Below are 16,135 nucleotides of genomic sequence, written 5' to 3'. Positions count from 1 at the left end.
CGCCCCCACCCGAGGAATTTTCATGAATAGTGGTCCGCGCCCGAAAACGGCGATCCGGGGGTTCTCCCCCGCCGACATCAGAGCCGGTTTCCTGGTCTGCCTCATCGCCCTGCCGCTGTCCCTGGGAATCGCGTTGGCCAGCGGTTTCCCGCCGATCGCAGGCGTCATGACGGCGATCGTCGGCGGCGTGCTGGTGACGCTGCTCGGCAGCGCCCGGCTGACCATCAAGGGGCCTGCCGCCGGGCTCATCGTCATCGCCGTGGGCGCGGTGCACGACCTCGGCGGCGGCGACCTGGTGGCCGGGTACCGCAGGGCCATCGCCGTGGGCGTGGTCGCCGCGGTGCTGCAAATCCTGTTCGCCCTCTTCCGGGTCGCCACGATCGGGATGATCCTGTCGCCGTCGATCGTGCATGGGATGCTGGCGGCGATCGGCGTGATCATCATCGCCAAGCAGGTCCACGTGCTCGCCGGGGTCGCGCCGGCGGCCGGGTCACCGGTGGGGCTGATCGCCGAGATCCCGAGCAGCCTCCTGCACGCCGACCCGGTCGTGCTGGTCATTGGGGTGGTCTCCCTCGCGCTGATGATCGTGGTCCCGCGGGTGCGGGGCGTGCGTGCGGTGCCCGCCCCGCTGGCCGTGCTTGCGGTCGCCGTGCCGATCGCGCTGCTCGCCCATCTGCCCGCCATCAAGCTGGTGAGCCTGCCCGGGTCGCTGGTCGACGCCGTGGTGCTGCCCGACTTCAGCCAGATCACCAGCGGCACATCGATCCAGTACATCCTCATGTTCGCGCTGATCGGCTCGGTCGAGTCCACGCTCACCGTCATCGCCGTGGACGGGATGGACCCGCTGCGGCGGGTGTCCGACCTCAACCGGGACCTGCTGGCCCTCGGCGGCGGCAACCTGGTCTGCGCGCTCATCGGCGGCCTGCCGATGATCTCGGAGATCGTGCGCAGCAAGGCCAACGTCGACGCGGGGGCGACCTCGCGCTGGGCCAACTTCTCCCACGGCGCGTTCCTGCTGCTGTTCGTCGCGCTGATCCCCGGCGTGCTCCAGATGATCCCGCTGGCCGCCCTCGCCGCGATGCTCGTCTACACCGGGTTCCGCCTCGCCTCCCCGGGAGCGTTCCGCCACGCGGCCACCACCGGCCGCGACCAGCTGGCGCTGTTCCTCACCACGCTGGTGGTCACCCTGCTCACCGACCTGCTGGTCGGCGTGGGCGCGGGCCTGCTGCTCAAGCTCATCCTGCACGTGGCGCGCGGTGTCCCGGTGACCGCCCTCGTGCGTCCCCGCGTGCGCGCGGTCCGCGAGGGATCGGTGCTCACGCTGACGGTGCGCGACGCGGCGGTGTTCCCGGCGCTGCTGCCGATCCGGCGCGCGGTCGCCGCCGCGGGCGACGGCCTCTCCGAGGTCGTCGTCGACCTCCGGGACGCGCGCCTGGTCGACCACACCTTCCTCGACCGGCTGGAGACGCTGGCCAAGGAGTGGCCGACCGCGCGGCTGACCATCACCGGGCGCGACGGCCTGGCCGCGGTCGCCAACCACCCGCACGCCACCCACCGGCGGCGGCCGTGATCGAGAAGCTGGTCGACCACGCCGCCGAGCTGCTGCCCACGCAAGGCCCGCTGCAGGCGTTCGTGCACCACAACACCCTGCACGCCTTCGAGAGCATGGAGTTCACCGACGCCATCGCCGCCGCGTCGCAGCTCTACGGCACCGAGCCCTACCAGAGCGAGGACGCCTTCCACGACCTGCTGCGCCAGGGCCGCATCACCACCGCCGACATCGACGCGGTCGTGGCCGACGAGGTCGACGACGGCGGCAGGCCGGTCATCCCCGGCGGCCCGAACCGGTCGCTGTTCCACTGCGAACGTCTGCACCACCGGGTCGACGTGCCCGATGCCAGGCAGATCCCGTGGCTGCTGGCCGAAACCGACCTGCTGACGACGATCACGCCTCTGGCGTCGCCCACACGCCGCGCAGCGCTCACCGGGGTCGACCTGGGCGCGATGTGGCAGCACCTGGCCGTGGTCGCGCCCGAGCGGGCGACACGGGCGCCGGGCGCGCGGCCGAGGGACCGGCTGCTGGCCGCGACCGGAGCCGACGCCGACCACCTGGTCCACCCGGTGCTCATCCGCTTCACCGCGGCGTTCCTCGACCAGGGCGTGGCGCACTGGCCGATGCCCGCCCGCGAGCGCGGGCTCCTCGCGGCGTTCCGCGCGCTGTACGGGCAGGGCGCGGCACCGGCGCGCTTCCTGCGCGGCCTGTCCGCCACCCTGGCCGACCAGCGGTCCTGGGACGCCGTCGCCACGATCCGGTGGGCGCTGGGCGAACTCGGGGTGGTCGAGGCCGAGTGGCCGGAGGTCGTCCAGGACACGCTGCTGTCCCTGCCCGGCTGGGCGGGCATGGTCCGCCACTTGGAGCTGCGCCCCGACAACGCGCCGGTCGCCGCGCCACCCGCCCGCCTCACCGATTACCTGGCGGTCCAGCTGGTCCTGGACGTCTTCGCGGCGCGGTCGGTCGCGGCCCTGCCCCACCTGCCGGTCCCGGAACCGGGCCCCGATCTCGCGCTGGTGCACGAGGCGTTCGTGCTGGCCCAGGTGATGCCGGTAGACACCGACCTGCTCGCCGACCCCCGGCACGCCGCGGCGTGGCTCGGCGCGGTCGCCGAGTTCGACGGCCTGCGCAGGCGGCGGTTGCTGCACCTGGCCTACGAGCGCCGCCACCAGGAGGACGTCCTCGGCTGCCTGGCCGCGCATCGGCGGCTGGCCCGGCCCGCGCAGGCGCCCGCATGGCAGGCGGTGTTCTGCCTCGACGAGCGGGAGGAGTCGCTGCGCAGGCACCTGGAGGAGATCGCGCCCGAGGTGGCGACGTTCGGCGCGGCCGGGTTCTTCGGCGTCGCCATGCGCTACCGCGGCCTCCGCGATGTGCGGGACCGGCCGCTCTGCCCGGTGGTGATCACGCCGACCAAGTCGGTCGTGGAGGTGGCGGACGCGACGCCCCGCGCCACGCTGCGCGCCCGCTGGCGCAGACACCTGCACGTCGGCACCCGCACGCTGGGCCGCGGCGGGCTGCTGACGGTGGCGCTCGGCCTCGGGCACGCCGCCGCCCTCGTCGCGCGGTGCCTGTTCCCGGCCCTCGCGCACCGGCTGTTCGACCGGCAGGCGGCGCCGCCGCGCACCCGGCTGGCCATCGAACCGGAGTTCAGCGTCGCGGAGATGGCCGCCATCGTCGCCGGGATCACCAGGACGACCGGGCTGGCGGCGGGCTTCACGCCGCTGGTGCTCATCGTCGGGCACGGCTCGACCAGCATGAACAACCCGCACGAGTCCGCGCACGACTGCGGGGCGACCGGCGGCGGCCGCGGCGGCCCGAACGCGCGCGCCTTCGCCGCGATGGCCAACCACCCCGCCGTCCGCGACCGGCTGCGGGAGTCCGGTGTGGACATACCGGAGGGGACGTGGTTCGTCGGCGCGTACCACAACACCGCCGACGACACGGTCGTGTACTACGACACCGACCTGGTGCCCCCGGAGCGCGCCGCCGACCTCGACCGCGCCCGTGCCGCGCTCAGCGCGGCGTGCGCGGCGGACGCGCACGAGCGGTGCAGGCGCTTCGAGTCCGCGCCGCAAGACCTGCCCGAAGAGCGAGCGATCGGCCACGTGCTGCGGCACTCGATCGACCTCTCCCAGCCGCGTCCGGAGTACGGCCACGCCACGAACGCGGTGTGCATCGTCGGGGAGCGCAGTCTGACCAGGGGATTGTTCCTGGACCGGCGCGCCTTCCTGATCTCCTACGACGGCGAGGCCGACGTCCACCACGACCTGCTGGACGCGCTGCTGCGGGCGGCAGGCCCGGTGTGCGCGGGGATCAACCTGGAGTACTACTTCAGCTTCGTGGACCCGATCGGCTACGGCTGCGGGACGAAGCTGCCGCACAACGTGGTGGGCCTGATCGGGGTCATGGACGGCCACGCCTCCGACCTGCGGACCGGCCTGCCCTGGCAGATGGTCGAGATCCACGAGCCGGTCCGCCTCCTCCTGGTCGTCCGCACCACCCCCACCCGCCTGCTCGACATCTGCCTCCGCGACCCCGACCTGGCCCGCCTCGTCGGCAACGGCTGGATCCGCCTGGTCGCCTGGAACCCCGACGACGACAAGATGCACCTCTTCACCGACGGCGGCTTCACCCCCTACACCCCCTCCGACGTCACCCTCCCGGTGGTCGACCGCTCCCGCTCGGCTTATGCGGGCAACCGAGGCCCAGTCGGCTGCGCCCACGTCCTCGCCGCCCAACCCACCCCAGCCCTGGACGGCGCATCATGATCCCCGCCCCCTCGCGCCCGCCCACCCACCACTCCTCTCGGCCCCACAAGCCCACCCCGTGCGGATCCCCACCGCTCGAAACGCCCAGCCCCATCACCCCGCCACCACCAACCGCACCCACGGCCCCGCGCCGGTCCGGGCCGCCCCCACCAACTGCACCCGCTCCCCCCGCATCTCCCCGGCAAGCCTGCCTGGGCGGGTCCAACCCGCCCTACGAACCCGCCCGCCAGCGGGTCGGGCGCGCGGCATGCGCCTGGGTTCTGCGTGGAGGCGTGCGGTGAGCGCCTGGTGGTTGGCCACGCTCGCTCCGCTGGTCGGGTTCGGCGGGCTTGCCATTCCGGCTTGGTTCGGGGTGCGGCTGGGCGAGGGCGTGGTGTCGTGGGTGACCGTCGGCGGCTGTGCGACCGCGCTGCTGGCCGCGCCCTTCGCCGGGACGTGGCTGGAGCGGTCCTTCACCGCGCTGGTCGCGCTCCTGGGCGGGCTGATCGCGGTCTTCTCGCGCCGGTACCTGCACCGCGACCCCGGTTTCCTCCGCTTCCACCTCCTGCTCGCGCTGTTCGTCGCCGCGGCCGAGCTCGTCGTCGGCGGGCGGGGGCTGCGGCAGACGCTGATCGGCTGGGAGGTGTGCGGGTTGGCGTCCGCGCTGCTGATCGCGTTCTTCCACCAGCGGCGCGGGCCGCTCGAACACGGTCTGCGGGCGTTCGTCGCCTACCGGCTCTCCGACATCGGGCTCGTCCTGGCGCTCGTGCTCCCCAACGCCTCCGCGCCGCTGGTCGGCGCGCTGCTGCTGCTCGCGGCGATGGGCAAGTCGGCGCAGTTCCCGTTCGGCGGGTGGCTGCCCAGGGCGATGGAGGGTCCGACCCCCTCAAGCGCGGTCTTCTACGGCGCCATCTCCGTCAGCCTCGGCCCGTACCTGCTGCTGCACACCATGCCGCTGTGGGACGAGTCGACCTTCGCGCACGCGGCGATCATCGCCGTCGGGGTCCTGACCGCCGTGCATGCGACCGTCGTCGCGCGGGTGCAGACCGATATCAAGAGCGCCTTGGCCTACGCATCGATGACGCAGGTGGCGCTGGTGTTCGTCGAGGTCGGCGCGGGTTGGACGGTGCTGGCGGCGATCCACCTGGCCGCCCACGCCCTGCTGCGCACCGGGCAGTTCCTGCGCTCGCCGAGCCTGCTGCACGACCACCGGCTGCTTGAACAGGACCTCGCCCGCCCGCTGCCGCCTGCGGGCCGGGTCTTCACCGCCCTGCCGGAGCCCGCGCGCCTGCGCGTCTACCGCTTCGCGCTGGAACGCGGCTACACCGACGGCCTGCTGCTCGACCGCGCCATGCGTCCGGTAGCCCGACTCCTGCGAGGCAGGCGATGATCTCGTTGACCCCGCTCGTGATCGCGATCCTGTGGGTCGTCGCCGGGATCACCACGGCCACCCGCGCCACGCCCGTCGCCGCGCGCCGGACCGCCGTGCACTGGGCGACCGGGCTCCTCGCCGCGTCCCTGGTGCCTGTGATCGGGGCGTGGCTGGGGTTGCTTGCCGCCCCGTCGTCAGCGCTGGTGGCGGTCGCCCTCTGCGGCCTGCTGGCCACGGCGCTGGCCCCCGCCGCCGACCACCCGCCGCGCACGCTGGGGCTCGTCTGCGTGCTCTTCGCCGTGGACACCGCCCACCTCGCGTTCCACCACGCGGTGGCGGACGTGCTGCTGTGGGCCTGCTCGGTCGCCTTGGCGCTGCGCTTCGTGCGCGGACCGGTGTACCTGCTGGCCCAGGCGGTGGGCATGGTCTGCATGGGCTGGGGCCTGACCCTGGCAGCGCAGGCCAGGGCGTTGGCGTGGACGACGCGAGCGCCGATGGGCGTGCTCGTCGCGGTAGCCGTCGTCCCGGTGGACCCCACCGCCCTGCCCACCCCGGCACGCACGGCCATCGCCGCACTCGCGGTCCTGGCCGCCGGGTACGCCGCCGCCCAGAACGACGCCCGACGCGGCCTCGCCGGTTTGCTGCTGTCGCTCAACTGCTTCCTGCTCACGGGCATCGCCTGGCAGGCGATGGCCGTCGCCGCCACCGGCCTGGCCATGACCACCGCCGCCCTCACCGCCCGCCGCGGCGACCTCTCGCTGTCCACCCCTCGCGGCAGCCTGACCGCCACCCCCCGACTGGCCGTGGCGTTCCTGGTCTTCGGCTTGGCCGCGGTGGGCTTCCCACCCCTGCTCGGCTTCGCAGGCACCCACCACGCCATCGAGACGACACCCCTGCTGGCCGTCGCCGCAGCCATCAACGGCATCACCATCCTGCGCGCCTTCCTCCGCCTCTTCGGCGGCACCCCCCACCCCACCCCCGAACCCGACCTGACCCGCCTGGAGCACTACGCCGTCACGATCAGCGCCACCGCCCTAGCCCTCGGCGTGCTGGTCTAGCGGCTACCAGCGAGACCCTTCGATGTCCGGCCAGGCACTTGGGAGGACGGCAGCGAGGGTGCCACCGAACGCGATGGTCCCCTCGTGGGAGGCGTAGGCGATCCAGTCGAGCGTCTCATCGGTCCACACCCCTTCGGCAAGGGTGTAGCGGGGTTCGACCCCCTCGACGTCCAGCAGCCGGTCAGCGCCGTACTCACGCAGCTCGACCACGCGGAGCCGCCCCATCCCCCGCAGCGCCTCGCGCACGCGATCGACCCCTGGACCATCCCACATGGACCTCCCCCGGAGCACCAGCACGTCCTCCGGCACCGAATCCTCGATCTGCGGGTGCCAACACAGGTCGACCAGGCCCCACCGCGCCTCAAGCCGGCGACGCCAATCGGCGGACTCCTCCTGCCGCAGCACCCGCCGGTACTTCATCGGGACCACCGCCGGCGGCGGGTTCGCCATCCAGACAGGGATGAGCTGGCGGAACCGCAGCCGCTCGTCCTCGATCACCTCCGCCTCGACCTGTTCCATCGGAGGCTTGGTGAAGGGCGACTGCGCGACGAAGGCCGCCGCGGCGAGATCAGCGGCGAGGCGGTCGAGCTCCGGGAGGTCATCGGGATCGAGCCTCTCGACCTCCTCCAGCATCGCGGCCACCGCGTTGTACCTGGGGTAGATCCGCTTCGCCTCATCCGAGTAGTCGCCAGCCGTCCGCCCTTGATCGGGCAAACCGGCATAGGTCTCGACCAGCTCGTCGTACCGGGCCGCCAGGTACCGGCGAGCCACGACGTGCAACTCCCAGGACTCCACGCGGTGATCGTGCCAGCAGGCGCCGAGCCGCAGCATCCCACTACGAGCGGGTGACGTCCCCGGGGATTGATATGCCCCGGATGCCGGCCAGCACGCCCCGAATTGGTCTAGATCAGCGCGCTGCTGGGCGGCCACGATCGTGATCATGGCGACTGGCTACGTGTACCACGAGCTGTACGGGTGGCATGACACCGGGACGTACGCGGCGCTGCGGCCTGCTGATCACCGGCTGGGGCTGCAACCGTTCCACCACTTCGAGAACCCCGAACCCAAGCGCCGGTCGCATGAGTTGGTCGTGGTGAGCGGGCTGATCGATCGGTTGACGCGGTTGGCGCCGCGGCAGGCCACCGACGAGGAGATCCTGCTCGTCCACACCCCCGAGCACCTGCAACGCCTGATAGACGCCAACGACACCGGCGGCGACGCAGGCGACGGGGGCACCCCGTTCGGGCGCGGCTCCGTCGAGATCGCGCGGCTCGCGGCCGGGGGTGCGATCCGCGCTGTGGAGGCCGTGGTGGGCGGGGAGGTGGACAACGCCTACGCGCTGGTCCGCCCGCCGGGCCACCACGCCCTGCCCGACTCCGGCATGGGCTTCTGCATGCTGGCCAACATCGCCATCGCGGTGCAGGTCGCGCGGCAGCGGCAGGGGGTGGAGCGGGTCGCGGTCGTGGACTTCGACGTGCACCACGGCAACGGCACCCAGGCGGTGTTCTGGGAGGACCCGGACGTGCTCGCCCTCTCGCTGCACCAGGACCGGATGTTCCCCGCGGACTCCGGCCACCTCACCGAGCGCGGCGCGGGCGCGGGCTTCGGCTACACCTTGAACCTCCCGCTCCCGCCGGGCACGGGCAACGGCGGTTACGCCGAGGCGATGCGCCGGGTCGTGGTGCCCGCGCTGCGCCGGTTCCGGCCCGACCTCATCGTCGTCGCGGCCGGATTCGACGCCAGCGCCCTGGACCCGCTCGGCCGCATGATGGTCACCCCCACCGGGTTCCGGGAGATGGCCAAGGCCCTGATCGACGCCGCGGCCGACCTGTGCGACGGCCGCATCGTGTGCTCGAACGAAGGCGGGTACGACGAGGCGTACGTGCCGTTCTGCACGCAGGCGGTGATCGAGGTGCTGGCAGGCGTCGAGGACCCCCTGGAGAGCCCCTTCGTGTTCGACCGGCTGGGCCAGCAGGAACTCCAACCGCACCAGAAGGAGGTCATCAAGGCCGCGGAGAAGCTGGTCAAGGACATCCGGTGAGCTACGGGGCTCCGGAGTCCGGCACCCCGGCGTAGTCGGGCAGCTCGACGCCGTTGATCGCGCGCCCGACCAGCTCCATGAACCACTCGCCCGCGAAGTCGGGACCCGGCCCGGGAACGTCGCGGCTGCGGGCGTTGAGCCTGCCGATCTCCTGGTTACCCTCGACGAACGGCCGCATCCGCTCCTCGTACCGGGCGAACCCGGCCTCGGCGTCCCAGCCAGCGGCGGCCAGCTCACCGGCCAGCAGGTAGGCGCCGACCAAGGCCAGCCCGGTCCCCTGCCCGGACAGCGGCGACGAGCTGAACGCCGCGTCCCCGAGCAGCCCGACCCGGCCGCGCGACCAGCGGTCCATGACCACCTGGGCGACCTGGTCGAGGTAGAAGTCCGGGGTGTCGTCCAGGTGCGCGAGGATGTCCGGGGCCAGCCAGCCCAGCCCCGCCATCCGCTCGCGCAGCAGCGCCTTCTGCGCCGGGACGTCCCGGTGGTCGACGTCGAAGTTAGCCGAGGGGAAGGTGAACATCGCCATCGCCCGGGTGGCGTCCTGGATGGGCCGCAGGAGGGCGGAGCGCCCGGTCGCCTGGTCCTGGTATTCGAGCAGCCAGCGGTCCAACCCGAACTCGTTGGGCACGCTGTAGAACGCCAGCACGTGCCCGAGATGGCGCAGGTACCGCTCATGCGGCCCGAAGACCATCGCCCGCAGCGCCGAGTGCAACCCATCAGCCCCGACCACCAGGTCGTAGCGCCGCCGGCCGCCATCCGCGAAGACCACGTCAACCCCGTCCGCGTCCTGCGTCAGCTCCGCGATCCGATCGCCGAAGACGTACTCCACGCCGTCGCGGGTGTCCTCGTACAGCACTCGGGACAGATCCCCGCGCAGGATTTCGATGTCCGCGATGTACCCGTCACCACCGTCGTCCTCGGCCCGGAAGGTCTCCAGCACCTTCCCGTCCGCGTCCACAGTGTGCGCCCCAGCGGTATCAGTGCACGCCGCACGCACCACCGCATCCAACCCCATGCGCCCGATGACGTCCCTGGCCACCCCACGCGCATCCACCGCCTGCCCACCAGGACGCAACTCGGAAGCCCGCTCCACCACGGTCACCTCGGCCCCCCGCCGATTCAACCAGTGGGCCAGCGCAGGCCCCGCAATACTCGCCCCCGCCACCAACACCCTGACACCGCTCACCGCGCCCCCTGCTCGCCCGTCCGGATCGCGTCCCGATCGTACAGTGATCCGCGGCACCCACCGGCGGTTCGCTCGCATTCGATCAGGCGCACGACCGCTCGCGCCGCGCGCGTTGATCAGGGTTCACACCACGATCGCCGGGTTAGTGGGGGTCTCGCCAGGCGCCCCAGAGGGTTGGGCCTGAGGGGAGGGGGGCGTTCCAGATTACGTGGAAGTCGTGGGTGGATAGCCAGGCGACTACGGGTTCGTGGGCGGTCCAGCAGTAGGCGGGCATGTGGTCGGCGTCGCACCATTGGAGGCCGGGGGTTACGACGGTTGTGGCTAGGCCCTGTCGGCGGCGGTGGGGGGTGGTGGCTGCCAGTTGGAAGGTGTGGTGGGGTTCGGATGGTTCGTGGGCGTCGGCTATGGAGATGGCTTCGGTGAAGAGTTCGGCGCTGCGGGGGCCGAGCAGGTCGGTGAGGTCCGTGGCGGGTTCGGTGTGGTTCTGGTGGGTCCAGACGGTGAGGGCGTCGCGGTCCTGGGTGGTCCAGGCGCGGACCATGGTTGGGTCGGCGTGGAGCCAGGTGGTGAGCAGGGTGGTGAAGTGGGCTGGCAAGGCCGTGCGGCGTTGTTCGGGGTCGGGTTGGTAGTGGGCGGACAAGGGGTTGTCGTGCAGGGCTGTGCCGAGGAGGGCGCTGAGGGCGGGGATGTCGGCTGGGGTTGCCGGGATGGCGGTGGTCATGTCGCCACCGCGGCGGTCAGGGTGGCGGCGTGCAGGGGGTGGGCGAGGCTGCGCCACACCATGTCCGTGTAGCGGCTGAACGAGAAGCGGTCGACGGCTTGCGGGCCGGTCTCGAACCGTCCGATGAGGACTTCATCGGGGCCGGGTGGGAGTTCGCCGGTTGCGCGGAGGATTCGGGTGGTGGGCGCTGACAGGGAGAACTCCGCGGATTGCGGGGTTCCCCACAGGTGGGCGCGGAATGCGGTTGCGGCGGCCAGGTCGAGGGCCAGTGCTTCGCTGACGTCGCAACTCCCGGTTGGGAGCAGGTGCTCGACCGCGCCGTTGAGGAACCGCTCCAGCGCGCCCGGGGTGGTCACCAGGTGGTGGACGATGGCCTGCAGGTGGACCTCGGTCGGGTAGTGCGAGTCGTCGGTGAGGAATTCCTTGCCCAGTTCGTCGGAGAGCAGGGTCCAGTCGGTGCTTTGCGGGTCGCGCCATGCTTCGTGGTAGTCGCGGGCGAAGGCGGCCACCCGGGGGTCGGGGCAGTCGCGCAGGTAGGTCACCAGGCGTTCGCACAGGTCGATGATCCGCGTGCCGGTCCCGGCGCTGAGCAGGCGCAAGGTCGCCCGCATCAGCGTCTTCTGGAACAGGAACAGCGACAGCCGCAGGTCCAGGCCGCGCAGCCAGTCCTGCTCGGTCATGGTCGAGTGGGCCACGACCAGCTCGCCGAGCAGTTCGGGGTTGCTGATGTCGGCGGGCATGCGGCGCGTGGTGACGGCGTGCTCGGCCCGGAACCGGGCGCTGTCGTACTCGGTGTTGTTCAGCAGCTGCAACGGGTAGACGACGACGTTGCCGCCGACCGCAAGCACCTCCTCGACGCCGTTCTTGAACGACTCGTACGTCTCGCCGGGCAGGCCCCAGATCAGCTCGGTGTAGGTGGAGATGCCCAGGCCGCGGAAGCGCGCGTGCAGCTCGCGGAAGCGGTCCGGCCGCAGGTTGGTCCGGTTGGCCGCGGTCAGCGCGGACGGCTCGAACGACTGGGCCGAGAGCGTCACGGCCTTGAGCAGGCCCGCCTCGTGCAGCACGGTCGCGGTCTCGATCACGCGGTCGTTGGTGTTCTTGGCCCACGCCGCGATGAACCCCAGCTGCCGGTCGTGGCGCCTGCACAGCGACACGATGGCGCGGGCGATGTCGGGGTCGCGGGGCAGCATCCCGAAGTTGGCGTCGGCGAGGAACAGCAGCGCGCCATCGCGCACGCACCGCACGACCCGGTCGAGCTCGGCCACGATGCGGTCGAAGGGGAACTGCCGGACCTTGGAGTTGACCGCGCCGCCCCAGTAGCAGAACGCGCAGCTGTAGGGGCAGCCCCGGTTCGTCTCGTAGATCACCATGCTGGTGGCGGCCAGCTCGGTGTCGGTGAACGCGCCGCCGAGCAGCGGTGACGGCACGGCCGCCAGGTCGGCAATCCGCTGGGCGGGCTCGGTGGTCACCACCGCGCCGCCGCGCCGGAACGACACCCCCGGCACGCCCGACAGGTCGTCGTCGTCGCGCAGGTACGCGGCGAGCACGTCGCGGAAGCGCAGCTCGCCCTCGCCGTGCACCAGCGCGTCGACCCACGGCGCCTCGGCGAACACCGCGTCCTGCTGGTGGCTCACGTCGTTGCCGCCCAGCACGATCCGGCACCTCGGCCAACGCCGCTTGACCAGCCCGGCCAGCTCCAGCGACGTGGAGCGGTTCCAGTTGTAGACCGAGAACGCGGCCACGAGCGGGTCGTCCATCGCGGCCAGGACGTCCGCGCACACCCGCGGGAACAGGGTGCCGCGGGCCACCCGGATGTGCTTGTGGAAGGTGCAGGCGGCGGCGACGTCCGGGTCGGACTGCGCGGCCGCCTGCAGGTAGCCCAGGGTCGGGCTGTAGGTCATGCCGTCGACCGAGGTGAGGTCGACGAGGTGGACTTGCCTGGCCATGGGTGCTCCGTGGGTTGTCGGGCCTGCCGTCAGTCGAGCGCGCCCAGCACGGCGGCGAGGATCCGGCGGATCTCGGCGAACTCGGCGGGGCCTGCGATCAGCGGTGGCGCGATGTGCACGTAGGGCTGGCCGTGGTCGCCCGCGCGGCAGTGCAGCCCGGCGTCGAACAGCGCGTCGGCCAGCCACCCGGTGCCCAGCCGCGCGCATTCCTGGGCGGTGAGCGGCTGCCCGGGGCCGCGCTGCAGCTCCAGGGCGTACAGGAAGCCCGACCCGTGCACGGCGCGCACGGCAGGCAGGGACGTCAGCTCCTCCAGAGTCGCGCGCAGCTCGGCCTCGGTGGCCAGCACGTGGTCGTGCAGGGCGTCGACCAGCGCCAGGTTCTCCAGCGCCACGGCGGCCGCCAGCGGGTGGCCGCTGTAGGTGTAGCCGTGCAGCAGGGGCATCCCCGCCAGCATGGCCGCCGCGATCGGCTCGCTCACCAGCGTCGCGCCCAGGGGCGCGTAGCCGCTGGTCAGGCCCTTGGCCATGCAGGTGATGTCGGGTTCGAGGCCGTAGCGCGCGCCGCCGCGCAGCGTGCCGAGGCGGCCTGCGCCGCAGATCACCTCGTCGGCTATCAGCAGCACGCCGTGGTGGTCGCAGACGCGCCGCAGCTCGACGAAGTTGCCCGGCGCGGGCGGCCTGCACCCCGATGGCCGCGACAGCGGCTCGACGATGACCGCGGCCACCGTCTCCGGGCCGTCGGCCTCGATCGCCGCGTCGACGTCGGCGGCGGCCATCCCGACCGGCACCACCGACCCGCTGGGCGGCAGCGGGCCGAACACCTCGCCCAGGCCGGGCAGCCCGCCCGCGGCCAGCGCGCCGAGCGTGCCGCCGTGGTAGGCCCAGTCGGCGCGGATCACCTTGTGGCGGGCGGGCTGCCCGATCGCCTTGAAGTACTGCTTGGCGAACTTCCACGCGCTCTCGACCGCCTCCGCGCCGCCAGAGCTGAGGAAGACCCGGCCCTCGCCCCCGGTGAGCCGCTCGGCCAGCTCCGCGGCGAGCGGGTGCGCGCGCTCCATCAGCGGGAAGTAGCCCAGGTCCGCGGTGCGCCGGACAGCGCGCTCGACGAGATCCACCCGGCCGTGCCCGACCTGCACCAGGAACGCGCCCGACACCGCGTCGAGGTAGCGGCGGCCGTGCCCGTCCCACACGTGGCAGCCCTCGCCGCGGGTGATCAGCGGCACCGCGTCCGCCGTGTGCCTGCTGTAGCCGCGCAGCAGGTGGTCTCGCGCCACGACGCCCAGGCGCTCGGCGTCGACGGTGAGGGGGGCGGCGGTCAACGGTCCTCCAGCCAGGTGACGGGCAGCTGGGCCACCCGGCGGATGAGCATGTCGGCCCGCCACTGCACGTCCTCGACCGCCACGGCGAGCCGGGCGCCGGGCAGCCAGTGCTGCACGCGGCCGATGACGACGGCGAGCAGCTCGCGGACCAGCCGCGACCCCAGGCAGTGGTGCCTGCCGTGGCCGAACGCCAGGTGCGGGTTGGGGCTGCGGTGGAAGTCGAGGCGGTCGGGGTCGGTGAACACCGCCTCGTCCCGATTGCCCGACGGCAGCGCGGGCAGCACGGCCTCCCCTGCGCGCACCAGCGTGTCGCCCACCCGCACGTCCTCCAGCGCGTACCGGGCGAAGGTCACGTGCGACGGGAAGGGCACGAACCGCAGCAGCTCCTCCACCGCGCCGGGCAGCAGCCCGGGGTCGCGCTGCAGGGCCTGCCAGTGCTCCGGCGAGGTCAACAGCACGTACAGCGCGTTGGTCAGCTGGGTGGCGACGTTGTCCCCGGCCAGGAACAGGTCGTCGACGACCTCGACCAGCTCGTGCTCGGTGAGCGCGTCCGCCGCGGCCAGGGCGCTGACCAGGTCGTCGCGGGGGCAGGCCCGGCGGTCGGCGAGCAGGTCGCGGGTGTAGCGGGAGATCCGCGCCATCCGCTCCTCCACCTCGGCGGCGGGCAGCTCGGTGCTCGCGAACGCCTCGAACCACTCCCGGAAGATGTCCTGGTCCGCGGTCGGCACCCCCATCAGGTCGCACGCCACGGCGACGCTGAGCGGGGTGGCGAGCCCTTCGGCCAGGTCCAGCGGCGGGCCTGCGGCGACCCCCGCGGCCAGCAGCTCGTCGGCCGTGCGCTCCAGCGCGGGCCGCATCGCCGCCACGCGGGGGCCGGTGAACCGCAGCGCGCTCGCCAGCAGGCCGCGCATCCTGGTGTGGTCGGGCGGGTCCGCCCCCAGGAGGCTGGCCTGCAGCGGCAGCGGGGTCAGCCGGGCTTCGTCGTGGCGGGCGGCCGCGGCCCGGCTGAACCGGGGGTCGCCCAGCACCGCGCGGATGTCGGCGTGCGTGGTGGCCAGCCACGCCTGGTCCCCGAACGGGACGGCCACGCGGGTCAGCCCGCCGCGCTCCCGGCACCGCCGGTAGCCGTCGTCCAGCTCCAGGCGCACGGGATCGGCGAACGGGTAGGGCACGGCTCTGGCACCGGGCTCCATGGCGGGGCCTCCCTCCACTTCCACGGTTCAGTTCAGCGCGATACCGCGCCGTCGGCAGCGCGTCGGCCGGGAAGTCACCCGTACTGGTCACACCGGTTGTCGCGGGGCGGAAGCCGTTGCTAGGAAGGGCGAGGCGATGGTTCACCTCGGACAGTCGTCACGTCCCGCCCAACGCTTGGAGGACGGGTGACGGAATCCTCAGCCCTGGCAACGGCTTACGACCGCATCGGCGACCTCGTGGGCGAGCTGTGGGGCCACGACCTGCACTACGGCTACTGGGACGAACCGGACGACGACTTCCGCGCCGCCACCGCGCGCCTGACCCGGGAGGTGGTCGCCCGGCTGGGGGCGGGTCCGGGGCAGCGGGTGCTCGACGTCGGGTGCGGCTGCGGCGGCCCGGCGGTGGAGATCGCCGCCTCGACGGGCGCGGCGGTGGTCGGGATCGACGTCAACCCCGGCGCGCTTGCGGTGGCCCGGGATCGGGCGCGCGACGCGGGCGTGGAGCACCTTGTCGAGTTCATGTTGGACGATGTGCTGCAAGCGCAGTGGGAGCCGTTCGACGCGGTGATCGCCGTGGAGTCGACGCCGCACTTCGAGTTGGACGCGCTGTATCCCGTGCTGCGGCGGCTGGTGCGGCCCGGTGGGCGATTGGTCGTGGAGACGCCGTGCACCCGCCGACCCTTGGACGCCTCCGCGCGCGGTCGGGCCGCCGGATTCCTCGAACTCGTCCAGGCCACGGCGATCCACACCGTGGACGAGCACCTAGTCGCCTTGCGGGAGGCGGGTTTCGAGCCTGCGGCGGTCGAGGACATCACGCCGCACGTGCGCCCGTCGTTCACCCGCCTCGCCCGCGTGCTGGCGGACCGGCGGGACGACCTGGCCAGCCGGGTCGGCCCGGTGGAGGCCGAGCGGGTGATCGCGCTGTTCGCCGACTGGGCGTCGGTCACCGAAGTGGGCGGCGCGGTGCTGACCGCGCATCGCCGATGAGCACGTCCGGACG

The 16,135-nt window shown here is 72.8% G+C and carries 12 protein-coding genes; 6 read left to right on the top strand and 6 right to left on the bottom strand.

The genetic code is table 11. From position 1 onward, the window contains the following. Positions 1 to 22 precede the first annotated feature (22 nt). The 4 genes from ACWEPX_RS15830 to ACWEPX_RS15815 all read left to right on the top strand — a co-directional run bounded on the left by ACWEPX_RS15830 (position 23) and on the right by ACWEPX_RS15815 (position 6,729). Positions 23 to 1,570, top strand: a complete 1,548-nt coding sequence (locus ACWEPX_RS15830) for a SulP family inorganic anion transporter (protein ID WP_451897888.1) — start codon at positions 23 to 25, stop codon at positions 1,568 to 1,570. After that, on the top strand, positions 1,567 to 4,320 hold the full coding sequence (locus tag ACWEPX_RS15825) for a putative inorganic carbon transporter subunit DabA (RefSeq protein ID WP_451897887.1): 2,754 nt from the start codon (positions 1,567 to 1,569) through the stop codon (positions 4,318 to 4,320). Before ACWEPX_RS15830 ends, ACWEPX_RS15825 begins: the two co-directional genes overlap by 4 nt. Before the next feature lie 277 nt (positions 4,321 to 4,597). Beyond that, the gene (locus tag ACWEPX_RS15820; protein ID WP_451897886.1) at positions 4,598 to 5,689 is read left to right on the top strand and encodes a proton-conducting transporter transmembrane domain-containing protein; all 1,092 of its coding nucleotides are present in this window, start codon (positions 4,598 to 4,600) and stop codon (positions 5,687 to 5,689) included. Continuing rightward, on the top strand, positions 5,686 to 6,729 hold the full coding sequence (locus ACWEPX_RS15815) for a hypothetical protein (protein ID WP_451897885.1): 1,044 nt from the start codon (positions 5,686 to 5,688) through the stop codon (positions 6,727 to 6,729). Before ACWEPX_RS15820 ends, ACWEPX_RS15815 begins: the two co-directional genes overlap by 4 nt. 3 nt (positions 6,730 to 6,732) lie before the next feature. Here ACWEPX_RS15815 and ACWEPX_RS15810 read toward each other — a convergent pair whose 3' ends face one another. Continuing rightward, the gene (locus ACWEPX_RS15810; RefSeq protein WP_451897884.1) at positions 6,733 to 7,524 is read right to left on the bottom strand and encodes a hypothetical protein; all 792 of its coding nucleotides are present in this window, start codon (positions 7,522 to 7,524) and stop codon (positions 6,733 to 6,735) included. A 145-nt stretch (positions 7,525 to 7,669) separates the two neighbouring features. Here ACWEPX_RS15810 and ACWEPX_RS15805 point away from each other — a divergent pair, with 145 nt between their 5' ends. Further along, entirely contained in the window at positions 7,670 to 8,770 is a 1,101-nt protein-coding gene (locus ACWEPX_RS15805) for a class II histone deacetylase (protein ID WP_451897883.1), read from the top strand. Between the two features lies 1 nt (position 8,771). On the opposite strand, the gene ACWEPX_RS15800 is transcribed toward ACWEPX_RS15805, so the two are convergent. The 5 genes from ACWEPX_RS15800 to ACWEPX_RS15780 form a co-directional block, all read right to left on the bottom strand. Continuing rightward, positions 8,772 to 9,956 (bottom strand): FAD-dependent monooxygenase, encoded by a 1,185-nt coding sequence (locus ACWEPX_RS15800; protein WP_451897882.1) that lies wholly within the window; start codon positions 9,954 to 9,956, stop codon positions 8,772 to 8,774. A gap of 142 nt (positions 9,957 to 10,098) precedes the next feature. Further along, positions 10,099 to 10,677: a hypothetical protein gene (locus tag ACWEPX_RS15795; RefSeq protein ID WP_451897881.1), complete on the bottom strand. Its 579-nt coding sequence runs from the start codon at positions 10,675 to 10,677 to the stop codon at positions 10,099 to 10,101. After that, positions 10,674 to 12,623, bottom strand: coding sequence for a radical SAM protein (locus ACWEPX_RS15790; protein WP_451897880.1), 1,950 nt, complete (start codon positions 12,621 to 12,623; stop codon positions 10,674 to 10,676). Before ACWEPX_RS15790 ends, ACWEPX_RS15795 begins: the two co-directional genes overlap by 4 nt. 29 nt (positions 12,624 to 12,652) lie before the next feature. Then, positions 12,653 to 13,942: an aminotransferase class III-fold pyridoxal phosphate-dependent enzyme gene (locus ACWEPX_RS15785; protein ID WP_451897879.1), complete on the bottom strand. Its 1,290-nt coding sequence runs from the start codon at positions 13,940 to 13,942 to the stop codon at positions 12,653 to 12,655. After that, complete coding sequence (locus ACWEPX_RS15780) at positions 13,939 to 15,135, bottom strand: cytochrome P450 (protein WP_451897878.1); 1,197 nt, start codon at positions 15,133 to 15,135, stop codon at positions 13,939 to 13,941. The genes ACWEPX_RS15785 and ACWEPX_RS15780 overlap by 4 nt, the downstream gene beginning before the upstream one ends. A gap of 186 nt (positions 15,136 to 15,321) precedes the next feature. On the opposite strand from ACWEPX_RS15780, the gene ACWEPX_RS15775 reads away from it, so the two are divergent. Continuing rightward, positions 15,322 to 16,122, top strand: a complete 801-nt coding sequence (locus tag ACWEPX_RS15775; protein ID WP_451897877.1) for an SAM-dependent methyltransferase — start codon at positions 15,322 to 15,324, stop codon at positions 16,120 to 16,122. The last annotated feature ends 13 nt before the right edge of the window (positions 16,123 to 16,135 follow it).

The sequence above is a fragment of the Actinokineospora sp. NPDC004072 genome, from assembly GCF_053604195.1.
The sequence above is the reverse complement of the archived record's forward strand: the minus strand, read 5'-3'. Positions and strand labels throughout refer to the sequence as shown.